We start from the raw sequence: 20,857 nt of genomic DNA on the forward strand, positions 1-20,857 counted from the left end.
AGGCAAAGCCCTACTTAATCACGCCGGCATTCCGCAACGAAGCAACGCGATCGGCGGGAACACCGAATTCGTTCAGCACTTGGTCGGTATGTTCGCCGACCTCCGGGCCTACTCCTTGTACCACCAGCGGGTTCGATGACAGCGTAAAGGGTGCCGCCAAGGTGCGAAAAGGTCCGGCCTCAGGATGGTGCACCTCGGGATACATCTCCATCTCAATAGTTGCCGGATCGTTAATAAGGTCGGGCATTTCAGCAATTTTGGCCCAGATTATGCCGGTGGAATCCATGGGCTCTTTCCACTCGTCGGCTGATTTAGTGGCAAAGACCTGATCGAGGATGCCGATAAGTTCTTCGTTGTTGCGAAACCGATCAACTGGTGTAGCGAAACGCGGGTCGTCGATTAGATCGGGTCGTTCCACGGCGTGGCAAAAACGATCCCAAAGACCTTGATTAAACGTGGAAAGAATTATCCAGCGTCCATCTTTGGTCTCAAAGGTTGTGTTCATGGGGCTAAACGCCTGATTTCGAGCGCGTTTATTTGGCTGTTCCCCATCGACCAGGGCCACCGCGACGTCACAAGCCACCGTCCAAGCCGCAGTCCGCACCAGCGCTGTTTCCACCATCTGACCTTGACCAGTTTTATCTCGCACTCGAAGCGCCGCTAGCACTCCAGAAAGTAGAGCTAGACCGGTGGGATGGTCACCTTGGCCGGGACGAAACACCGGCGGCGGTCCGCCAGGTTCGCCCATGAGGCTCATGATGCCACCGCGACCAAAAAAGGCCGTCAAGTCGAAGGCGATGCGGTTGGCGTCATCGCCGGTACTGCCATATCCGGTGACCAAAGCGTAAACGAGGGCGGGGTTGGCGGCGCGAAGCTGCTCGTAGCCGAGACCAAAGCGTTCTAAACGCCCAGGCAGAAGGTTGGTGATAATCACATCGGCGTCAAGCGCCAACTCACGCACTAACGCCGAGCCTTCCTCGCTGCCGAGATCCACCGCCAAGGACCGTTTACCGCGATTGTCGAGGTGGAACGGGTAGTCGGTTTTGGGTGCGCCAGGAGGACGAACAGGCTGTCGCAAAGTATTGCGCATGGAATCACCCGCTAAGGGTTCAACCTTGATCACATTCGCACCCATATCGGCCATAATGGCCCCGGCGCTCGGCCCGGCCACCCAATTGGCCAGCTCCAGCACCGTTATGTCGCTTAGTGCACCATTCATTTCGCTCACCCCTCACATCTCGAAGGGTGAGCTTAGCCGTTCTTAGGTTTACGAAACCGGGCTCTAGGCCTCGGAGTGGGTGACGGGCTCTTCGCCCATCCATTCACGCAAGGTGTTTTTCAACTTGATCTGCTGAATGAAAATGTCGTGTTCGGGTGCCACTTCCAAATTGGCCGACTCGGGTGCCTTGAAATAGAAACTGAGCCATTCCTGCACCCCGAAAGCCCCGGCACGTTGTGCTAGGTCCATGAATAGGGCCAGGTCGAGCACCAGTGGTGCTGCCAGAATCGAGTCTTTACACAGGAAGTTCACCTTGAGCTGCATGGGGTAGCCCATCCAGCCAAAGATGTCTATGTTGTCCCAACCTTCTTTGTCGTCGCCACGGGGCTTGTAGTAGTTGATTCGCACGACATGGTCGAGATCGCCGTAGAGATTTGGGTATTCGCCCGGTTGCAGAATGGTGTCTAGAACGCCAAGCTTCGAAACTTCCTTTGACTTGAAGTTTTCGGGTGCGTCGAGCACCTCACCGTCACGGTTACCCAGAATGTTGGTTGAAAACCATCCGCTCATTCCTAACATGCGCGCTTTGAGGCCAGGGGCCAGAATGGTTTTAACCAAGGTTTGTCCGGTCTTAAAGTCTTTACCGGCAATGGGCACCTGATTGCGTTCGGCAAGCTCGATCATGCAGGGCAAGTCAACGGCGAAGTTGGGGGCGCCGTTGGCAAAGGGAACCCGCGACTGCAGCGCGGCGTAGGAATAGATCTGGCTGGGAGAAATCGCCGGGTCGTTCGCTTTTAGTCCGGCCTCGAAGCTTTCGATGCTTTCATGCACCGGATCGGCTTCGTGGAAAGCTTCGGTTGAAGCACACCAGACCATAACCAACCGTTCGCAATCGTTTTCTCGGCGGAAGTTTTCGATGTCGGCCATCACCGCTTCTGCTAGTTCCCATTTCGTGGGAGCGGTCTTGACCCGTACTCCTTCGAGGCGGCTAACCCATTTTTGATCGAACACGGCATCCATCCCCACAATGCCTTCCAGCTCACCGGAGAGAGGGGCTAGATCTTCAGGGCGTAAGACACCAGCAGTTTCAGCTGCTTCCAGCACGTTGGGGGAAATTGGGTCCCACCCGCCGAAAACTAGGTCATTCAGGTCGGCCAGAGGCACGAACTCTTTGATAAGCGGGTTACGGTTTTCGCTGCGCTCACCGAGGCGAATACGAGCATTTTGGGTGAGAGATCCAATGGGGGCTTCGCCAGCATTGCGCGCAGCGATCACACCGGCAATGAAGGTTGAAGCCACAGCACCAAGGCCAGGAGTCAGAATTCCTAGGCGTCCTGTTGCGGGTGCAAGGTTTCGGGCAGTAGTCATGATCATATAAGATCAGTTTTTCAGTACTAAATGCAAGCACCATTAAGAAAGCCTGAAGTATTTCCGGAAAAATATGGCTGATGTTTCGCTTCCCAATTTAACTGTGGCCCAGCTTGAATACCTGGTGGCGGTCAGTAAGGCCGACACGTGGGCCGAAGCCGCCATCGAAGTCGGAGTAACACCTTCCGCCTTGTCACAGGGCTTGGCCGAGCTAGAACGACGACTCGGTGTGCCATTGTTTGAACGACAAGGTCGGAGGCGTGTAATTACCGCCGATGCCACGGTGGTGTTGCGCCACGCCGAAGCCATGCTTTCACACACACATGACCTGGCTAGGTGGGCCGAAGGCCACCGCCTGGGAATCCTTGGCCAAATTCGTCTCGGCATGATCGACGCCGCAGCCATATACCACTACTCCGACGCACTCAAGCAGTTCCGAATCGACCGACCAGCAGTTGATCTACACCTCACAGTGGCTCCTTCCGCAGCGCTACTAACCGCCCTAGACCGCGGTGAAATCGACGTGGCGGTGTGCGTCAGCCCGCTCAGCGTGCCGAGCCATATCGAAATTCGCGAGCTGTTGGTTGAACCGCTTCGCATCTATGCTCCAAGCCAGGCCGACACCACCACCACGCCCGCCATTTGGGGGCCTTGGGTCACATTCCCACCGGGAAGCCACTCGCGTGAACTGATCGCCAAAGAAATTCGAGCCTTAGGTAACGCCTTTGAGGTGATTGCTGAATCGCATCAACCTGATGTTCTGCGCGGCATGGTCAACATGGGTATCGGCTGGACAATTCTGCCTATCTCGCAAGCCGAATTGGGCCCCGAACCGCTAAGACCAGTTAAACAAGAGCCGGTCGCCTATCGCCGCTTAATTGTGGCGCAACGAACATCAATTGAACCGAACACCGCGCTTAATGACCTCATCAACGCTTTGGTCAAAGACACGCCACAACTAAACGGCACGCAACCGTCAAAACCTTCTTAAACACCTTTCGCCATATTGGCAAAACGGGTGTAATGGTCGAGGAACGCCAAGCGAGTAACGCCAGTTGGACCGTTGCGATGTTTTGAAACGATGATCTCAGCGGTGCCACGATCGGCGGAATCAGGGTTGTAAACCTCGTCGCGATACAGAAACATCACCACATCAGAGTCTTGTTCGATTGAACCTGATTCCCGGAGGTCGGCCAACACCGGTCGTTTGTCTTGGCGCATTTCCAAACTGCGGGAAAGCTGTGAAAGCGCTACCACTGGAGTTTCCAGCTCGCGGGCCAAGATTTTTAGGCTACGACTGATTTCAGACACCGCCACCTGGCGGTTCTCGGCATTGCCGCTGCCACTCATCAGCTGCAGATAGTCGACCACTACCAGTCCTAAATCGCCCACCCGGCTTTTCAGCCGTCTAGCCTTCGAGCGAATCTCCATAACCGTGAGGTTCGGATTGTCGTCAATCCACAGCTGAGCGTCGGCTAATCGGCCCGTGGCGTGAGCAATCTTAGTCCAGTCTGACTCTACTAATTTGCCGTTGCGCAGCCGCGACGAATCGACTCGGGCTTCTGAACACACAATGCGCTGGGTTAGCTCAAGTTGGCTCATCTCGAGAGAGAAGAACAACACCGGACGGCGACTTTCAAGCGCGGCATGGGTGGCCATACCCAACGCAAAAGCGGTGTTATGCGTAGGCGTCATGTTTCGACCGGCCAGATACAGGTGTTTGGGCGAATTAACGGTGATGCACCGTACCGGTACCGATTCAGTCTCGGTGATCGCGACAATGGCTCGCTCTCTGGCGGGTGCTTGGGAGCCGAGTTGTTGTTGCTGCGCGGCTTCCACCTTGCGCGGCAGACGAAATACCAACTCTGGCGACTGCCAAAGCAACACCCAACCCTTGGTAGTCTCCCATTCAGTTTCCGACAGCGAGACCCAAAGGCCGAGCGAAACAATAAGCTCATGCAACTGATTAGCTAGGCGCGTTGGTCCGACCGTGACCTCGCAACCCCGCGATGACACCACACCAGCGGTGTCCATAAAGCCTTCTAGTAACGCCCAACGAGCTTTAGCACTACCTCGCAAGTAGCTGGCAGGAATGAACGGTGGAATGCCTCCCAAAAGACCTAACCGCTGTAGTTCGGTGGCTAAGTTCCGCTCGCCGCTGCGATAACCGGCTAACTCGAACTGGGCCTTGAAATGGGCGGCATCATCGATTTGCATCTCGGTTAGAGACTTCGGTGACCCAGGCGCAAGTTCGGTTTGACCATCGTTGCCACCCATGGTGGCTTGGCCCGCTAGCCAACAACCCAAGACATAAGGGTCGGTTACCAATTCACCACCGGCAAAATCGAGTGGCCGTGCCAGCGGAACGCTCCAACGCCATGCATCGCCATGGCGAACACCACCGTCTAACAGCTCTGCCGTATTCAGCACTCTTGTCGTAGGTGCAACTTCGTGCGCCTTGTCGATGACCCACCATTGGTGCTCGGCGTCGGCGACCAGGGTTTCGCCATCGTCAAAGGTCAGCTCGTAACAAGTACGATTTTGGTATATGGGCGAACAATAGGTGACCCGAGTGGCAACACCAGCTTCATCGATTACCTCGTCGCCAATTTCTAGCTGGCCCATGGTCGTCCACCCGCTCGGGGTGGGAATGGGGGTATCAAGAGCTAGGGCTTTCCCCATGGCCGGACGCGCGCCAACCACGTATAAGGCGTTCGGTTGCAAGCCTGAAAGCAACTCGTCTAAATCGTGGTATCCGGTGGCCACCCCTGTTATAGCGTCGCCACGTTCATACAGTTGCTCCAACCGGTCGAGGTTGGCGGCCAGCAGATCGTGAATGGGGGCCATGGTGTCGGTAACTCGACGTTGAGCGACGTCGAATACCAGTTGTTCGGCGGTATCAATCACCTTGGTCACGTCGTCGGGAATGTCGTATCCCAACTCGGCGATGTCGCCTGCCACGCTAATAAGACGCCGCAACAAGGCGTGTTCTTCAATGATGGCGGCGTAGCGCAAAGCGTTAGAAATGGCTGGCGTGCCTGCTTGAATTGAAACCAGCTTGGCAGCGCCGCCCACGGCTTCCAATAAGTCGGCTCGCTGCAATTCGGCGGCCACGGTAACCGGGTCAACAGGTTCACCGGCGCCAAACAACGACGTGATCGCTTCAAAAATATGTTGGTGCGAAGGCTTATAAAAGTCTTCCGCTCGGACTACCTCAACCGCGTCAGCAATAGCTTCTCGCGACAGCAACATGGCGCCTAAAAGCGACTCTTCTACATCGAGGTTGTGCGGTGGGGTGCGAACACCTTTGCGTGCTGGGGAAAACTCGCCATATTGTTCAGCCATTGATGCCCATTGTGAGATATTTCGCCTGTGGACAGCTATACCCAAAACTTCGGTGATTACAAAGAAAACTTGTGTATAAGTGGGATAAGGCTGTGAATAACTTGTCTAAACGTGTGGATTCTCGCGATTTACGCCATTAATCGGCGATTTCCTTGAAAACCCTTTTCCCGGAGCTGTGGAGAACTCGAGGTATCTGTGGATAAGTTTTGGGGGCTAAACCTGAACTTAACCCCCAAACTTTAGGTCCTGCTATTGCGCTGCGGTGACTTCAATTGTGATGGGAAACTCGACTTCAGCGTGCAATTTGGCGGGAACGCTGTGCGTGCCGACCGTGCGGATTGGTTCGTCGACCAAAATTTGGCGGCGATCAATTTCAATGGAAGTTTGAGTTAGAACCGCTTCAGCAATTTCAGCGCTACCAACAGAACCGAAAAGCTTGCCCTCAGGTCCAGCTTTAGCCGTGATGGCAATGACGGTTGGTACCAAACGGCTGGCAATTTCTTGTGCGCTGGAACGCAAAGTCGCGTCTTTCTGTTCCCGCGAACGGCGCATAGCAGCAGCCTGTGCCTCAGCTTTAGGTGAAGCTGCAAAGGCTAAACCTTTAGGAAGCAAGTAGTTACGTGCGTAGCCGTTAGAGACTTCGACCACGTCACCACGCTTGCCCAAGAGCTCTACATCAGAACGCAGAACTAGCTTCATTCTTCGCCCTCCGCTACTTCGGTGGTATCGGTGGTTACGTCTTCACCTTCGTCGGCCACGGCACCAGGAGGTGGTGCGCTTGGACGTGGTGGTGGGCCATCGGCACGAGCCGAACGTTCGCCGCGATCGGGACGCTGACCCCGCTGGGTAGTAACCCGGCTGATGTATGGCAACAGGGCCATTTCGCGGGCGTTCTTAATTGCGATGGCAATTTCGCGCTGCTGCTGAGCATCGTTGCCGGTTACGCGGCGAGCCTTGATTTTGGCTCGGTCAGACATAAAGCGACGAAGCAGGTTGACGTCTTTATAGTCAACGTATTCAACCCGCTCTTGGGTAAGCAGACTGATTTTTTTCTTGCTGCGGCGAGCGTTGTCTTTGTTCTTATCTCGCCTTGGTGGTGCTTTAGCCACTAGAAGGGCTCCTCATCCATGTCGTAGGCGGGCGGTTCATTCGGTACGGAGTAGCCGCTACCAGAGCCGCCACCCGAGCGCATTCCGCCGCCGTCACTTCTTTCGTTCTTTGCGATGTTTGCGGTGGCCCAACGTAGAGAAGGGGCCACGTCATCCGCAATGATTTCAACCTTGGATCGACGTTGTTTGTCTTCCGTTTCCCAAGAACGCTGTGAAAGCGATCCATAGACTATGACCCGAGAGCCACGGTTAATGGACTCGGCCACGTTTTCGGCTAACTGCCGGAAACACGTGATATCGAAGAACGACACTTCGTCTTCGCCGTCTTGTTTGCGACGATTCCACGCTAGGCCGAAGGTGGCGACTGCCATCCCACCGGGCGTAAAACGCAATTCAGGGTCGCGGGTAACGTTTCCTACAACGGTTACGGTGTTATCAAATGCCATTGGGATCTCCTCCCTTATCCAGCAACTGCTGGCGCGGCCTCCCCACCGATAAGACCGCGGCGTGCGGCCTCGTTGTCGGGAAGACGCAGAATCTTATGACGGATCGAATAATCCGCAATTTGGAGGAAGCGGTCTACATCAGCAAGATCGGCACCTTCCGTTACGATTTCGAGGACGACGTAGAAGCCTTCCCACTTTTTATCGATCTCGTAAGCGAAACGGCGACGGCCCCACTTGTCAGTGGTGGCGAGCTTGCCGCCTTTGGCGCTAACCATGTCAGAGATTTGGTTAATAACGCCCTGGACAGCCGACTCTTCGAGCTCAGCATCCAGAATGATCATAATTTCGTAGGCGCGCATAAGTAGCGCATCACCTCCCTCTGGACCCAACCAAAGTTGGGGTTCCACACCTTGTGGAACAGGGTCATTAATTGACCGTGCAATGCTAGCGCACCTTCGGGTGAATACCTCCATTTCACCATGATGCACTAGCCCTGTGACATTATGAGTTGCCACGGCACCACTTGTTCGTCCTCCACAGCGCTTCGAAGCTCGGAAGCCACCGCTGTGTCTTGGGCCAATTCCAGCGCGTAATAATAAGGTGCCCGAGCAAAATACTGGGGACAATGCGGCTGGTCGACACAAGGCTCCATGGCCGCCACGTCAACCAAAGTTCCATCGGTGTCAAACCAAGCCACCACCAAGGCTAAGGGTGTGTTCTTCATCCAAAAAGCACTAGAAGAGGTCTGCTCGAAGGTAAACAACATGCCATCGAACGGCTCAATGTTGGCTATGTCCATAAGGCCTTGGGCACGCAACGTAGCGGTGTTGGCCACCAAAACACACAACTCGAAGCTGCGCGATTCTCCCAGACGCAACTCAACCAAACGCGAACCAAACGCGGCCAATTCGCCGTCGCTGGTGTGACAGTTCGTATCAGTCTCCTCGTCTGAGCGAGGGTCTTGCACTCTGCCGTTTGTTTCCTCGGTGCCACCATTTGGCGCCGCTAAGTCTTGGCTTGGCTGCTGAGCATCACCATTTGGCACCGAAGTAGTGCACGACGATAAGGCTGCCAGCAGCGTCGCCGTGGCTAACACCGTTATGAACAGACGCGCCAAAGGGTTAAAGCGTTTGGAAATTTCGATGCCCTTAGGTTAATCGCCGCTTGAACCGTAAAGGCCCAAAGCTTCAGCTTCTGCCTCGCCCAGCTGATACGACTCGGCTTCACCGGGAAAAGCCTTACTACGCACATCCGCAGCAAAAGTACTCAAAGCGGTCACCGCATCGGCGCCTAAAGATGCGTAGCGGCGCACAAACTTCGGTTTAATACGGTCTTCAATCCCCAAAACATCGTGATAGACGAGCACCTGGCCATCACAATCGGAACCAGCACCGATTCCTACCGTCGGCACATCGAGCGAGTCGGTAATTAACTTGGCAACTGGCGAAGGAATTCCTTCTAACACAATTAGAAAACAACCGGCAGCTTCCAATGCTTTGGCGTCTTCAACCAGCTCAAGAGCAGCTTGTGACGTTTTTCCTTGAACCTTGAAACCACCCATTTGATGTACAGATTGTGGCGTCAGGCCCAAATGACCGACCACGGCAATTTCGGCGTCCACAATGGCCTCAACCATGGGCACTCTTTTTCGACCGCCCTCAAGTTTCACCGCTACAGCACCAGCGCGAATTAGCTCGGCCGCATTCCTTACCGTTTCACGGGCATCCACGTGGTAACTCATCCACGGCAGGTCGGCAATTACCATGGCTTTAGGTTTCGTTCTGGCCACTGCGGCGGTGTGGTGCGCCATATCGGCCACTGTCACCGAGAGAGTGGTGTCATAACCAAGAACCACCATCGCTAAAGAATCACCCACCAGAATTAGCTCGGCACCCGCTTCGTCAACACTTCGGGCCGAGGGGGCATCGTAGGCGGTAATCATAACCAACGGGTCATGTCCATGGCGCACTTTATGGGCGCGAACGGCTGGTACCGTGATCTTGCTCATGAGAGCCTCCTTTTTCCGTCCAACGCCAAGGTTGGCTGTCGGCGGTACTTCCACGATATAACGCGGAACCACACGAGCAACTAGCTAAGGCTCATCATTTTCGTCTGGTGGCACCTGGGTAGTGGAGGTAGTAGAGGTAGTGGTTGGTGTCGAAGTAGTGGTGCTACTTGGTGGCGGTTCAACCACAGTTGAAGTAGTGGTGCTACTTGTACCGGGCGAATCCGTCTCATCACTAGTTGTAGAAGTGGTTTCTTCTGTTACTGGCGGACACAGCTCGATTGGGGTCGACGGGTCGGTGGTGTCAGTGCCGTCAACCGGACAGCGCAACACCGTTGGGGTGGTTGTAGGTGCGGTGAGCGTAATCTGGGGGAACTCGCAACGCTCTCGGCCTTCCAGAGCGCGTTGCATAAACGCCCCCCACATTTGCGCTGGGAAAGAACCACCGGTTACCGAAATGCCCCGAAAATTGTTCATTCGTCGGGGCCTTCCTTCAGAGTCAGCACCGGGATAGCCCATCCAAATAGCGGTACTTACCTGGCAGCTGTAGCCGACGAACCAAGCATCACGGTTGTTGGTGGTGGTTCCGGTCTTCCCCGCTACTACCTGGCCCGCAACCGCTGCTGAACGGCCCGTACCGCCGGTCACCACACTGGCCAAAGAATAGGTCACCTCATCGGCTACTTCAGCAGGAATAACCTGTTCACGACGTCGGTAAGGCTCCCACAGAACGCGTCCCGAGGCGTCGGTCACTCGTTCAATCATGATGGGATCACCATGAGCACCCCGGTCACGAAAGGTGGTGTAGGCCGAAGCCATATCGAGAACCGAGACTTCTCCGGCGCCTAACACCACCGAGGGGACATCGGGCAAACGGGCACTGACTCCGGCCTTGCGGGCCAGCTCATTCACCCTGGCTGGGCCAAGGTCTAATATCAGCCGGGCATAAACGGTGTTCGAAGAAACACGCATGGCGTCTAGCAGCGACCACTCGCCGCTTGGCGAACCGCCCCCAGTGACTTCCCAGTCGCTGCCGTTATTAGCGCCTTCGAAAACCGCTTTGGACGGCGCTTCATAGACGCTGGAGAGCTCTTCACCGTCCATTAACGCTCGGGCCAACGCAAAAGGTTTATAAGCCGAACCTGGGCCACGCCCAGAACCGCCACCTCTTTGTCCAAGGGCCAAGTTCACCTGTGAGGTGGAAAAATCTGTTCCCCCTACCATGGCCAAAACGTTGTTGTTCTCATCAAGAGAAACCAACGCCGCCGCGGGATCATCAGGATTGTTCGGATCGAGCGTGCTCGTAATCACCTCGTACGCCGCTTGTTGGAGCGAGAGATCAAGCGTGGTGTACACCCGAAGACCGCCCCCATATGTGGCGGCAGCCCCGAACTCTTCAATAAGAAATTGGCGTACCGCGTCAACAAAATACTCGGAACCGAACTCGGCGCCCTGAACTTTGCCCATACCTTCTCGCGCTTCACGAGGTAGCACCATGGCAGCTGTGGTTTGAGCTTCGGCCTCGGCCATCTGGGCGTCAGTTATCACTCCGTCACTTAACAAACGCACCAAAGCGTTGTGTCGCCGCCGATCAGCTTCTTCAGGAAAACGAGTCGGCTCACCAGTTTCAGGAGCCCGAATCAGACCCGCGAAAAACGCCGCCTCCGAGAGGTTTAACTCGGCTGCTGGTTTACCAAAATAGGTTCGAGCAGCTGCTTCCACACCGTAGGCACCCCGACCGAAGTAAATCGTGTTGAGGTAACGTTCCAAAATTTCTTCTTTAGACAATGAACGTTCAAGTTTCACTGCCAACGCGGCTTCACGAAGTTTTCGCATCAAGGTGCGATCGTCGTTCAAATAGACGTTCTTCACATATTGCTGCGTAATTGTGGAACCACCCTGGGCTACTTTTTTATGTCGCAGGTCGGTCCACAAAGCACGGCCAATTGAAATCGGGTCAACACCGCTGTGGCTAAAGAAATTACGGTCTTCTTGGGCCAAAATAGCGTCAATAACGTTGGGCGAAATGGCGTCCAACGGAACATAAATTCGATTTTCGGCCCCACTCAGTGCCGCCATAGCCGTTTCGGGTCCGCATTCAGTCACCCCAGCGGCACAAATGTATGACGTCTCAACCAGCGGTTCAGCCGGGGGTAGTGGCACTTGGTACAAAAGCCAAACCAAACCGGCAGCACTAGCAATTCCAAGCAACCCAAGCAGGAAGAAAAGCCGTCTCACTCGCCACAAAATCGAACGACGTGGCTCGCTAGAGGTCGCTTTGGTTGATTTAGATCTCTTTTTCAGTTCACCCGTCCGATCAAAAACGTTTGCGCTAGGTGATTCCACCAACAACCAGGACAAACCTCAACGATGTAACAGGTGTACTGGTTGCCTTTAGCGGCCTTAGCCGCAAAGTCACGCAATTCTGCTTTTGATGTTATACAGCGGCCAAAGGCGGGAAGGCGCGGGCCAAAGACGTAGGTGACCAAAACCACGTTCTCGTCTTTGCAGATAGGGCAAATTTGTTTGGTGGGTTCGGCCACCGATTTGGCCGCCCGGCGCAATTCTGGGTGAGCGTCGCAGACTTCGTGTTGCGCAAGCCGTCCACGGTGGTATTGATCGATTACCCATTGCCTGGCCATGCGGTAATCGATCGTGCCGGGTCCTGGCGTACCCGCCGCCTCGCGATGCGACAAAAAACTCACAATTAGACCCTACCTAGGGTTTCCAACGAGACACGACGTCGCCAATACACATCTCAAGGCTGGTTTCACGCGAAACTAGAACTATGGATGCCAAAGCCACACCCTCCATTCAACCGCACACCTTTCCTTTGGGCCTGCCACTTCCCCTGGACCAGGTGCATTATGGGCCAGATATTCCCAACGAGGGCGAGCTGCGACTTCTGGGTGACCTTTCGGGCAAAAGGATTTTGCAGCTGGGCTGCGGTGACGGACACAACACGGTAGCCCTGCATCGTAAGGGTGCCCGGGTAATTGTGGTGGAACCCGACCCCATTCGTGTGAAGAATGCTCGCGACCTTTTTGAGCGTGAGGGCACCCGGGTCGAGATTTTACAAGGCGATGTCGCCGATTTGGCCAGTGTGCGCGCCGAGTCGATTGATATCGCGCTTAGCGTATACACCTTGGCAGGGGTGTCCGATCTGGCCCGAGTCTTTCGCCAGGTACATCGGGTTTTACGGCCCGATCTGCCCTTTGTTTTCTCGCTTCCACACCCTGCTTTCGCCATGGTCGATGTCACCACCAAGCGACCGGTTAAATTAACTCGCTCTTATTGGGAGGAAACACCGCGACCGTGGGCACTGGGCGATGACGACGATTCCGAGGGCATCGACTATGGCCATACCTTTAGCCGTCTCTTCACCTGGCTAACCCGCTCGAATTTTCGGGTCGATATTTTGATGGAACCCGAACCTAAAGATTCCAAAGAGCGCTCACCGTTGTGGGTGGACGCAATGGCCACCGTGCCCTCCACCCTGGTCCTCCGGGCACGCAAGCTAGGTTTCTGATCGGTGTTCCGCCCACCATTCGAGCAGCTGATTTTTTAAGGTTTCCTCGTCCTTAGGGCCTTCTTCTAAGCGAATTTCCAACAAGAAATTCATGGCCTCACCCACCATCGGACCGGGTTTCAACCCCAAGAGATCCATTACCGCTCGACCGTCTAGGCCAGGGCGAATGCTGGCCAGCTCTTCTTTGGCCTGTAGCTCACCAATGCGCTGTTCCAGCTCGTCCATCCGAGCCGCCAAGGCGTCAGCCTTACGTTTGTTGCGAGTGGTGGAATCACAACGGGTGAGCTCAATCAGCTCGGGCAACAGCGGTCCGGCATCACGTACAAAGCGTCGTACCGCAGCATCAGTCCAGCCCATTTGATAGGTGTGGAAACGCAGGTGCATAGCCACCAAAGCCGTTACGGCGTCCACCTCGTCTTTGGCGTAACGAAGCTCGGTCAACCGTTTGCGGGTCATCCGAGCTCCAACCACCTCATGGTGATGGAATGCCACGCCACTATCGGTAATTGTCCGTGTTCGCGGCTTGCCGACGTCATGCATTAAAGCCGCTAAACGCACAATTCGTTCGGGCCGAGTTTTGGCCACCACCGCAATGGTATGAGTTAATACGTCTTTGTGACGATGAATTGGATCTTGTTCGAGGCGCAAAGCCCGCATTTCAGGCAGGAACTGATCCGACAGTCCGGTGTCCACAAGGAACCAGAGCCCAGCCGATGGGTCATCAACCACCAACAATTTGTTCAGTTCATCACGGACACGCTCGGCCGAAACAATGCCTAAGCGATCTTTCATCGCAACGACGGCTTCTACCAAACCCTCTTCGGGAACTAATCCATAGCCAGCTATAAAACGAGCGGCTCGCATCATTCGCAAGGGATCGTCACCAAAGGACATAGCGGGGCTAAAAGGAGTTCGTAGCCGTTTTCGAACCAGGTCTTCCGCACCGCCAAAAGGGTCAATCAAGCGTGGTTCTGGCACCGCTAGAGCCATGGCGTTGACCGTAAAGTCGCGCCTGGCCAGATCTGCTTCGATGTCTGTAGAAAACTCGACGGTCGGCTTGCGTGAATCGGCGGAATAACTTTCGCCGCGATGAGTGGTGATTTCGTAGCTACGCTCACCGAAACGAGCCGCTATCGTGCCAAACTTGATGCCTTGATCCCAAATGGCGTCGGCCAGCGGTGACAAAACAGCCTTAATGTCTGGCGGTGTGGCATCAGTGGTGAAATCTAGATCGGGTTGGGAAAGTTCACGCCCCAACAGCAGGTCGCGCACTATTCCACCCACCAAGTACAGCTTGAATCCAGCCGTGGCGAAGGCCTCGGCTAAGGGCTTTACTTCATTGAGGATGGGTTCAAGACGCTTGGGTACCACGGCGTTCTAAGGTAGCGGTCAAACGGGGTGTCCGCTTAAGCCAAATGGATCATGGCTACATCGTCCACCACGTTACGACCCGGTCCACCCGAGGTGGGCTTTTCTTGATACGAGCGCTCATCAAGCAGTCCCGCCAAGGCCGCCGCAGTGGAATCTCGCAAAGCTTCTAGGTCGTAGCCGCCTTCCAAGAAAGCAATCACCCGGCCTTTGGGTACGAAACGCAACACATCTCGGGTCAGATCGGAAAAGTCACCCGCTGATAGGCCCATCGAGGTCAGCGGATCAGCTCGGTGCGCATCGAATCCGGCCGAGAGCACCAACCAGGTGGGGTTAAATTCAGCCACTTTGGCGGCAAGTACCATATCGATTCCAGTACGCATAACATCGCCCGTCGTTCCGGCAGGTAACGGGAAATTGATGCTCGACCCGCGACCTTCGCCGGTACCAATGTCAAACAACGCCCCGGTGCCGGGATAAAGCGGGTATTCATGGAACGACACGTAGAGAACCCTGGGATCCGCATCGAAGGCAGCCTGAGTGCCGTTGCCGTGGTGGGCATCGTAATCAACTAAGAGAACCCGTTCCCCCTGATTCGCCAAGGTGGCCGCTGTGATGGCGGCGTTCGAAAGTAGACAGAATCCCATGGCACGATCGGGCATAGCGTGATGGCCCGGAGGCCGAACAGCGCAGAATGCGGCGTCCGCTTCGCCAGCACGTAGGCGTTCGATAGCTTCCAATCCGGCCCCAGCAGCTAGCAAAGCTGCCTCCCACGAAGCGGGAACCACGATGGTGTCGCTGTCTATACTTCCACCACCGCCGAGACAGAAACGTTCTAAGGCGTCAATGAAACCGGCAGGGTGTATCACATCAAGCTCTTTCTTGGTGGCGGCCCGTGGCTCAATTTCCACGATGCCGTCTTTTACACCCGAAAGCTCAATGGCGTCATGCACAGCACGAAGTCGGGCTGGATTTTCAGGGTGCCAACTACCGGTTTCGTGTAGTGCAAACTGAGGGTGTGAAAAGAAAATGAGTGACACGCTCTTCCACGCTACCGCTAAATGACACCCGGTAGCTTGCAAATTTCTCGTCGTCTATCCTCACCGCCGACCCATTTTCAGCCAAGATTTAGATGTTGAACCGGTTACCGATACGCCAATACGAAATTTTGCAGTACGGCTCTGATCGCTTGCGAGTCGCTCCGTGGCGCTCCGATTCCTCCGTGGCTGAGATTATCGGCACCACCAATAGCACCCCCTTACGAGTCGCTTCGATTCAAAATGCAATGCGGCTCTTAGAGTTGGCCGGTTATCGATGCGTCATGACCAACGCTTTAAGCGAGACCGAACGTCGAAGCTTTTTACAAGCCGGTTTCGAGGTTTATGAATCACTTCATCTCCTCACCCATACCCTCATCGATGTCCCCAAGCCACGCCGCGGTCAAACGAAACGCGGCTTCACCCGTGATTACAACGCAATTCTCGAGGTCGACACCGCAGCCTTTGAGCCATTTTGGCGTCTGGATGAACGAGGTTTGGTCGATGCCATTGGCGCTACACCTAGAACTCGGGTTCGGATCGCACCTGGTAAGCACGTTTGTGGCTATGCCATAACTGGGCTTTCGGGTTTTCGTGGTTATCTACAACGCCTGGCGGTTCACCCCGACTACCAAGGCTCGGGCATCGGCTCTAGCTTGGTAATCGACAGTCTGTATTGGCTGAAACGTCACCGATGCCAAATAGCCATGGTTAACACCCAAGAATCAAACGAGGGCGCTCTCCGCCTCTACCAGAGCCACGGATTTATTAACCAGCCCTCGGGGTTAGCCGTGTTGCGATATTCCTTTGAGCACCACATATGAGTGAGGTGCGGCCAACGCTTTCCTGGCTTCAGCCGGCCCGATGGCAAAGCAGTGCAATTTGGTTGAACCTGCGGATACTGGCCTTCACGATGGCCGCAGTGATGATAGGACCATTGGTGGTCACTGCGGCCATCATCGTTGTCGCCTCGCCAAGCGCAGCCTCTTCCAGCCTTGCCACCTCAAACACCTCGCCTCATACCGCGCAGCTTCAGAACCAACCTCAAACCGGCGGAATGAATTTCGTTGGTTTAACCACCTGGGTGAAACCCAACGATGAGGTCACGTTACAACTACGTCTTGATGACATTTCGCCAGAAAGTCGCTTGGTGGTGAACCTTCATGGTCGACTACCCATGCGTGCTCGGGTGGCGTCAACGATTGAAGGGAACAATCTCGGTCGGGTCGTTCGCCAGGTTGAGAATTCTAAGGTGACCGAGCTTGAAACTGATGCTCAAGGCAACGTCAGCATCCGTTTTAAGGTTCGTAGTGGTGTTGGAGATACCCAAGCCATTCTGCTCACCAAAGACGGTGTTTACCCACTTGAAATTCAGCTTCGAGACGAGACCGGACAAGTAACCGAATCATTCGTGGTCCACTTTGTGCGCTTGCCAAACAATGAGGTGAACCCGCTCAGCGTGGTGCTAGTACAGCCGCTTAGGTTCGAACCGGTGCTTGATCAAAACGGAGAAGGTCACCTTTCCAGTGCTACCGAGGCCGAATTGCGTTTGGTGACGGAACTTTATCGTGCGAACTCCGATCTTTCCGTCACTTTCCAAGTGACACCCGAAACTTTGGTTGGTCTACGAAGCTCCAACGACCCCGATCGCACCGAGCTTTTCGATGAACTAGCGAACCTCTTAAGCACCAATACGGTCACCGCCGCCACTTTTGTGGAGGTGGATGTGGACGCGCTGATCCAAGCCGGCCTTCGTGACGGCCTTGGCAGTCAGCTGGCGCTAGGTGCGTCCACCTTGGTGACTCTGATGGGGGTGAACAATGAAAGCGGTACGTGGGTAGCTGATTCTGATTTGAGACCGGCCGGGCTAGACGAACTGGCTAAGCGAGGTGTTTCCCGATTAATTGTGTCTTCAGATTCACTAGAGGGAGAACGACCCGAGATTTTGGTGCAGCCTTTCGACCTCGCAACGCCCTCGGGCGGACGCTTGCAGGCATTGGCCACCGATGAAGTGTTGCAAAGTTATTTACAACCGGGTCTCAACCCGGCGCTGGCTGCCCAGCATTTCACCGCCGATATGGCAGCGATTTGGTTCGAACGACCCGCCTACAACCGAGTTGTAGCGGTGGTGTTACCGTCGGGTACTGCGGGGCTAGCACTTTTGGCTGAACTACTACCACAGTTCCAACAAACCCCCATCTTGTCACCCACTGACATGCGAGGTGCGCTTGAAAATGCCGATCCGGCGGCCGCTGACGGTATCGATGCCAAGGTAGAAAACCCCAGCGAACGTTTAGTATTAGCGCTGAAAGATGCCAGCAGCTCGAGCAACTTAAACGGTTTTTCAACCAGTCTCAACCAAGCCCAAAGCTATCTGGCCAGCCACCATTTGGTGTTCGGTCAAAGCGCTCTAAGTCGGCTGCATGAAGAACAACAAATAGCAACGAGCATGGCTAAGAGCTTCACCCCCACCGAGCGCCAAAGCTACCTGGCGGCTTTGGTGGAAGCAGCACGGGCCAACCTTGAGCTATTGGCGGTACCCGACGCTGGTGCGGTTACTTTGGCCTCACGTGAAGGCGTAATTCCCTTGAGCGTGTTCAACTACAGCGGACAACCAGCCAAGGTTCAGTTGAGTTTGGAAAGTGACAAGTTGGTGTTCCAAGACGGAAACGTCATGGAACTAACTCTGACCGATGAGATCACCGCTCTAGAAATACCTGTGCGGGCACGTGCATCGGGTGCCTTTCCCATGCAAGTTCGCTTGGCCACACCTGACGGTGAAATTACCCTCGGTTCATTTCGTTACACAGTGCGATCCACCGCGGTTTCGGGTGTGGGTGTTGGCATTGCGGTTGCCGCGTTAGTAACAATCGGATTTTGGTGGCGAAAAACCACCGTTAAAGCACGTAAGGCCGCTGAATCCTAAGATTTATAAACCCCTGGCTCGGCCGGGGTGAACACTAGGCTTTGGCGACAAGAAATAGGGAGAGCATCGTGACCGTCAGAATCGTTACCGACAGCTCATGCGACTTGAGCCATGAAGAAACCACGGCCTTAGGAATTGAGGTGGTTCCACTCACCATCCGTTTTGGCCAAAAAGAATATGTTGATCGTGAAGAACTTTCGGTCGATGATTTTTATACAGAAATGGCCGCCAACGCTGAGCTACCTGAAACTGCGGCCCCCGCACCTGGTGCTTTTGAGATGGTTTTTCGCAAGCTGGCCGAAGAGGGCGCCTCAGGTGTGGTGTGCATAAACCTTTCCTCACAGCTCTCAGCTACTTTCCAATCAGCGCGCACGGCAGCCAACGCCCTTGAGGGTGGTGTTCCAGTTGCGGTCATCGATTCGAACTCCATTACCGCTGGCTTGGGGACCCAAGTATTAGAAGCCGCCAAAGCCGCGCAGCGCGGTGCCACGGTGGAAGAAATCACCGAGCTGGTAAACAACATGGTGAAACGAACCCATGTCGTAGGTGTTTTGGATACGCTCGAAAACCTTAAAAAGGGTGGGCGAATTGGTGGTGCGGCGGCACTCTTAGGCAGCATGCTGTCGATTAAGCCTGCTATCGATATTTCCTCTGGCGCTGTTAAAGAAGCTGGCAAACCTCGCACCCGCAAGAAGGCCATTCAATGGCTAGCCGACCAGGTGTTGGCATCAGGCGAGGTGGAACAGCTGGCCATTATGCATGGCAACGCTCCCGATGAAGAGATTGAGACGCTGCTTGGAATTTTGGCGCCACGCTTTGAACGCGAAAACATTCGCATCGGTAAAATCGGTGCCGTTATTGGCACTCATGGGGGGCCTCGAGTAATTGGGGCCTGCTTCCTGGCCGATAGTTAGACTCCAACCGGCGCTAACGTTACTAATGTGACCGAGTTCCGCCAACGCTCACCAGAGCCGTCGACAGGTGAGGCGCCGAGATTGTTGGCGGGCCGCTACCAGCTCCAAAACCTTATTGCTTCGGGCGGTATGGCAGAGGTTTGGCGCGCTCACGATCTGGTTTTAACCCGTGATGTGGCAGTTAAAATCTTGCATTCTCATTTCGCAACCGACGCTGCTTTGATTGAACGATTCGCTAGGGAAGCTAGGGCCGCCGCTCGTCTAACGCACCCCGCCATCGTGGCGATTTATGACACCATTGCTGATGGTGAAACAAACGCCATTGTTATGGAGCTAATCAGTGGCATAACGTTACGCGAATATATGGACTTGCAAGGTCCATTACCGCCTGAAGATGCCATCGAAATCGCGGCGGCGGTAGCTGATGCACTGCGTTGCGCCCACGAAGCGGGCATTGTGCACCGCGACATTAAGCCAGCCAATATTTTGCTGTGTGATGACCGGCGGGTGAAAGTAACCGACTTTGGTATTGCCAAAGTAGCGGTCGATGACGACATGACTCACGCTGGCACATTGTTGGGGACGGCTAAATATCTCTCACCAGAACAAGTTTCGGGTGCCGCCGTCGATCCACGAAGCGATATTTACTCCTTAGCGGTCGTTCTGTATGAAGCCCTCTGTGGCACCGTGCCCTTTAACGGAGATAGCGACGCTGCAATTGCCTTGGCCCGCCTGCAACGTGAACCTATTAGCCCTCGACAAATTCGGCCAAGCATTTCTCGTGATCTGGATGGTTTGGTGCGCCGGGCCTTGGCCGTGTCGCCTGAGGATCGCCCCCCCACCGCAGCCGCCTTTCGGGCCTCGTTACTAGGTTTATCGCACGACGCCGCGAGCGATTTGGGGCCCGACCCGACCACGGTGGCACACATTTTTGCCAACCCGGTTGACGATTCGTTCGTGAGAAGCGAGCGTCGCTGGATCGTACCCAGCCTGCTCATAGTGATTATTGGTGGCTCGTTGATTCTGGCCGGTGCGCTTTTCGGCCGCACCGACGCTGGTCAGAACCTATTTGAGCGGGCTCGTGAAGTGGTGCGATTCGAATCACCGCTAAGCTCCAAACCTAAATCGGCACCTTTACCAATTGTGGAAGCTATTCCCTTTGATCCCTTTGGAAGTGGTGCGCCAGGTGAAAACGATGAACAAGCCAGTGCCGCCATCGACGGCGACCCCAACACCTCGTGGCCAACCGAGTTTTATAGCGACCGAAACATGGGGGTTAAGCCAGGAGTTGGTTTTCGAATCAGCGTGGGCCAACCAACAACTCTTGACCGCCTCTCGATTACCTCTGAGAGCAGCGACTGGGCGGCTTCTATATATGTCCACCGTGGTGTTCCAGCAACTTTTGAGGAATGGGGCTACCCCATCACAACCGCCGAGGGCATTGCCCCCGGCGAAACTAACTTTGACCTTATGGGCAACACCGGGGACTCGGTGCTGATTTGGATCACCGACCTTGGACCAGGTCCACCAGGTGAGTTTCGGGTGCGGCTTGCTAATGTTGCGCTCTATGGGCAAGTACCAGGCTAAGTAG

At 55.0% G+C, this 20,857-nt stretch carries 18 protein-coding genes and 1 pseudogene; 6 read left to right on the plus strand and 13 right to left on the minus strand.

Annotated elements, in window-relative coordinates:
- Positions 1-10: 10 nt before the first annotated feature.
- The gene (locus WC184_05580; GenBank protein ID MFA7477347.1) at positions 11-1,219 is read right to left on the minus strand and encodes a CoA transferase; all 1,209 of its coding nucleotides are present in this window, start codon (positions 1,217-1,219) and stop codon (positions 11-13) included.
- Positions 1,220-1,282: 63 nt separating this feature from the next.
- A complete protein-coding gene (locus WC184_05585) occupies positions 1,283-2,593 on the minus strand; it encodes an inositol-3-phosphate synthase (GenBank protein ID MFA7477348.1) in 1,311 nt (436 codons plus the stop codon).
- Positions 2,594-2,660: 67 nt separating this feature from the next.
- Between WC184_05585 and WC184_05590 the strand changes: the two genes are divergently transcribed.
- Positions 2,661-3,578: a LysR family transcriptional regulator gene (locus tag WC184_05590; protein ID MFA7477349.1), complete on the plus strand. Its 918-nt coding sequence runs from the start codon at positions 2,661-2,663 to the stop codon at positions 3,576-3,578.
- On the opposite strand, the gene dnaB is transcribed toward WC184_05590, so the two are convergent.
- The 9 genes and pseudogenes from dnaB to WC184_05635 form a co-directional block, all read right to left on the minus strand.
- On the minus strand, positions 3,575-5,932 hold the full coding sequence (dnaB, locus tag WC184_05595) for a replicative DNA helicase (GenBank protein ID MFA7477350.1): 2,358 nt from the start codon (positions 5,930-5,932) through the stop codon (positions 3,575-3,577). The two genes, WC184_05590 and dnaB, sit on opposite strands and share 4 nt — an antisense overlap.
- Positions 5,933-6,181: 249 nt before the next feature.
- Positions 6,182-6,631 carry a 50S ribosomal protein L9 gene (gene rplI / locus WC184_05600; protein MFA7477351.1) on the minus strand — a complete coding sequence of 150 codons (450 nt, stop codon included), beginning with the start codon at positions 6,629-6,631 and terminating at the stop codon, positions 6,182-6,184.
- A gap of 158 nt (positions 6,632-6,789) precedes the next feature.
- Positions 6,790-7,041 (minus strand): annotated as a pseudogene (rpsR, locus tag WC184_05605) (30S ribosomal protein S18).
- Positions 7,041-7,487, minus strand: coding sequence for a single-stranded DNA-binding protein (gene ssb / locus WC184_05610; protein ID MFA7477352.1), 447 nt, complete (start codon positions 7,485-7,487; stop codon positions 7,041-7,043). The pseudogene rpsR and the gene ssb overlap by 1 nt, the downstream one beginning before the upstream one ends.
- A gap of 14 nt (positions 7,488-7,501) precedes the next feature.
- Positions 7,502-7,846: a 30S ribosomal protein S6 gene (gene rpsF, locus WC184_05615; protein ID MFA7477353.1), complete on the minus strand. Its 345-nt coding sequence runs from the start codon at positions 7,844-7,846 to the stop codon at positions 7,502-7,504.
- Between the two features lie 128 nt (positions 7,847-7,974).
- Complete coding sequence (locus WC184_05620; protein ID MFA7477354.1) at positions 7,975-8,604, minus strand: DUF192 domain-containing protein; 630 nt, start codon at positions 8,602-8,604, stop codon at positions 7,975-7,977.
- 36 nt (positions 8,605-8,640) lie between these two features.
- Positions 8,641-9,495, minus strand: coding sequence for a 3-methyl-2-oxobutanoate hydroxymethyltransferase (panB, locus tag WC184_05625; GenBank protein ID MFA7477355.1), 855 nt, complete (start codon positions 9,493-9,495; stop codon positions 8,641-8,643).
- 84 nt (positions 9,496-9,579) lie between these two features.
- A complete protein-coding gene (locus tag WC184_05630; protein MFA7477356.1) occupies positions 9,580-11,730 on the minus strand; it encodes a transglycosylase domain-containing protein in 2,151 nt (716 codons plus the stop codon).
- Between the two features lie 62 nt (positions 11,731-11,792).
- The gene (locus WC184_05635; GenBank protein ID MFA7477357.1) at positions 11,793-12,197 is read right to left on the minus strand and encodes a DUF5318 family protein; all 405 of its coding nucleotides are present in this window, start codon (positions 12,195-12,197) and stop codon (positions 11,793-11,795) included.
- Between the two features lie 83 nt (positions 12,198-12,280).
- Here WC184_05635 and WC184_05640 point away from each other — a divergent pair, with 83 nt between their 5' ends.
- Positions 12,281-13,021: a class I SAM-dependent methyltransferase gene (locus WC184_05640; protein MFA7477358.1), complete on the plus strand. Its 741-nt coding sequence runs from the start codon at positions 12,281-12,283 to the stop codon at positions 13,019-13,021.
- Here the strand turns inward: WC184_05640 and WC184_05645 are convergent.
- Both WC184_05645 and WC184_05650 read right to left on the minus strand, forming a co-directional pair.
- Complete coding sequence (locus tag WC184_05645) at positions 13,010-14,392, minus strand: CCA tRNA nucleotidyltransferase (protein ID MFA7477359.1); 1,383 nt, start codon at positions 14,390-14,392, stop codon at positions 13,010-13,012. The two genes, WC184_05640 and WC184_05645, sit on opposite strands and share 12 nt — an antisense overlap.
- Positions 14,393-14,427: 35 nt before the next feature.
- Entirely contained in the window at positions 14,428-15,429 is a 1,002-nt protein-coding gene (locus WC184_05650) for a histone deacetylase (GenBank protein ID MFA7477360.1), read from the minus strand.
- 95 nt (positions 15,430-15,524) lie between these two features.
- Here WC184_05650 and WC184_05655 point away from each other — a divergent pair, with 95 nt between their 5' ends.
- The 4 genes from WC184_05655 (at position 15,525) to WC184_05670 (ending at position 20,853) form a co-directional block, all read left to right on the plus strand.
- Complete coding sequence (locus tag WC184_05655; protein ID MFA7477361.1) at positions 15,525-16,250, plus strand: GNAT family N-acetyltransferase; 726 nt, start codon at positions 15,525-15,527, stop codon at positions 16,248-16,250.
- Positions 16,247-18,352 carry a DUF6049 family protein gene (locus WC184_05660; GenBank protein MFA7477362.1) on the plus strand — a complete coding sequence of 702 codons (2,106 nt, stop codon included), beginning with the start codon at positions 16,247-16,249 and terminating at the stop codon, positions 18,350-18,352. Before WC184_05655 ends, WC184_05660 begins: the two co-directional genes overlap by 4 nt.
- A 68-nt stretch (positions 18,353-18,420) precedes the next feature.
- Positions 18,421-19,266: a DegV family protein gene (locus WC184_05665; protein MFA7477363.1), complete on the plus strand. Its 846-nt coding sequence runs from the start codon at positions 18,421-18,423 to the stop codon at positions 19,264-19,266.
- A gap of 27 nt (positions 19,267-19,293) precedes the next feature.
- Positions 19,294-20,853 carry a protein kinase gene (locus WC184_05670; GenBank protein ID MFA7477364.1) on the plus strand — a complete coding sequence of 520 codons (1,560 nt, stop codon included), beginning with the start codon at positions 19,294-19,296 and terminating at the stop codon, positions 20,851-20,853.
- Positions 20,854-20,857: the final 4 nt, after the last annotated feature.

The sequence above is a fragment of the Acidimicrobiia bacterium genome (assembly GCA_041676705.1).
Lineage (GTDB): Bacteria > Actinomycetota > Acidimicrobiia > Acidimicrobiales > SKKL01 > Actinomarinicola.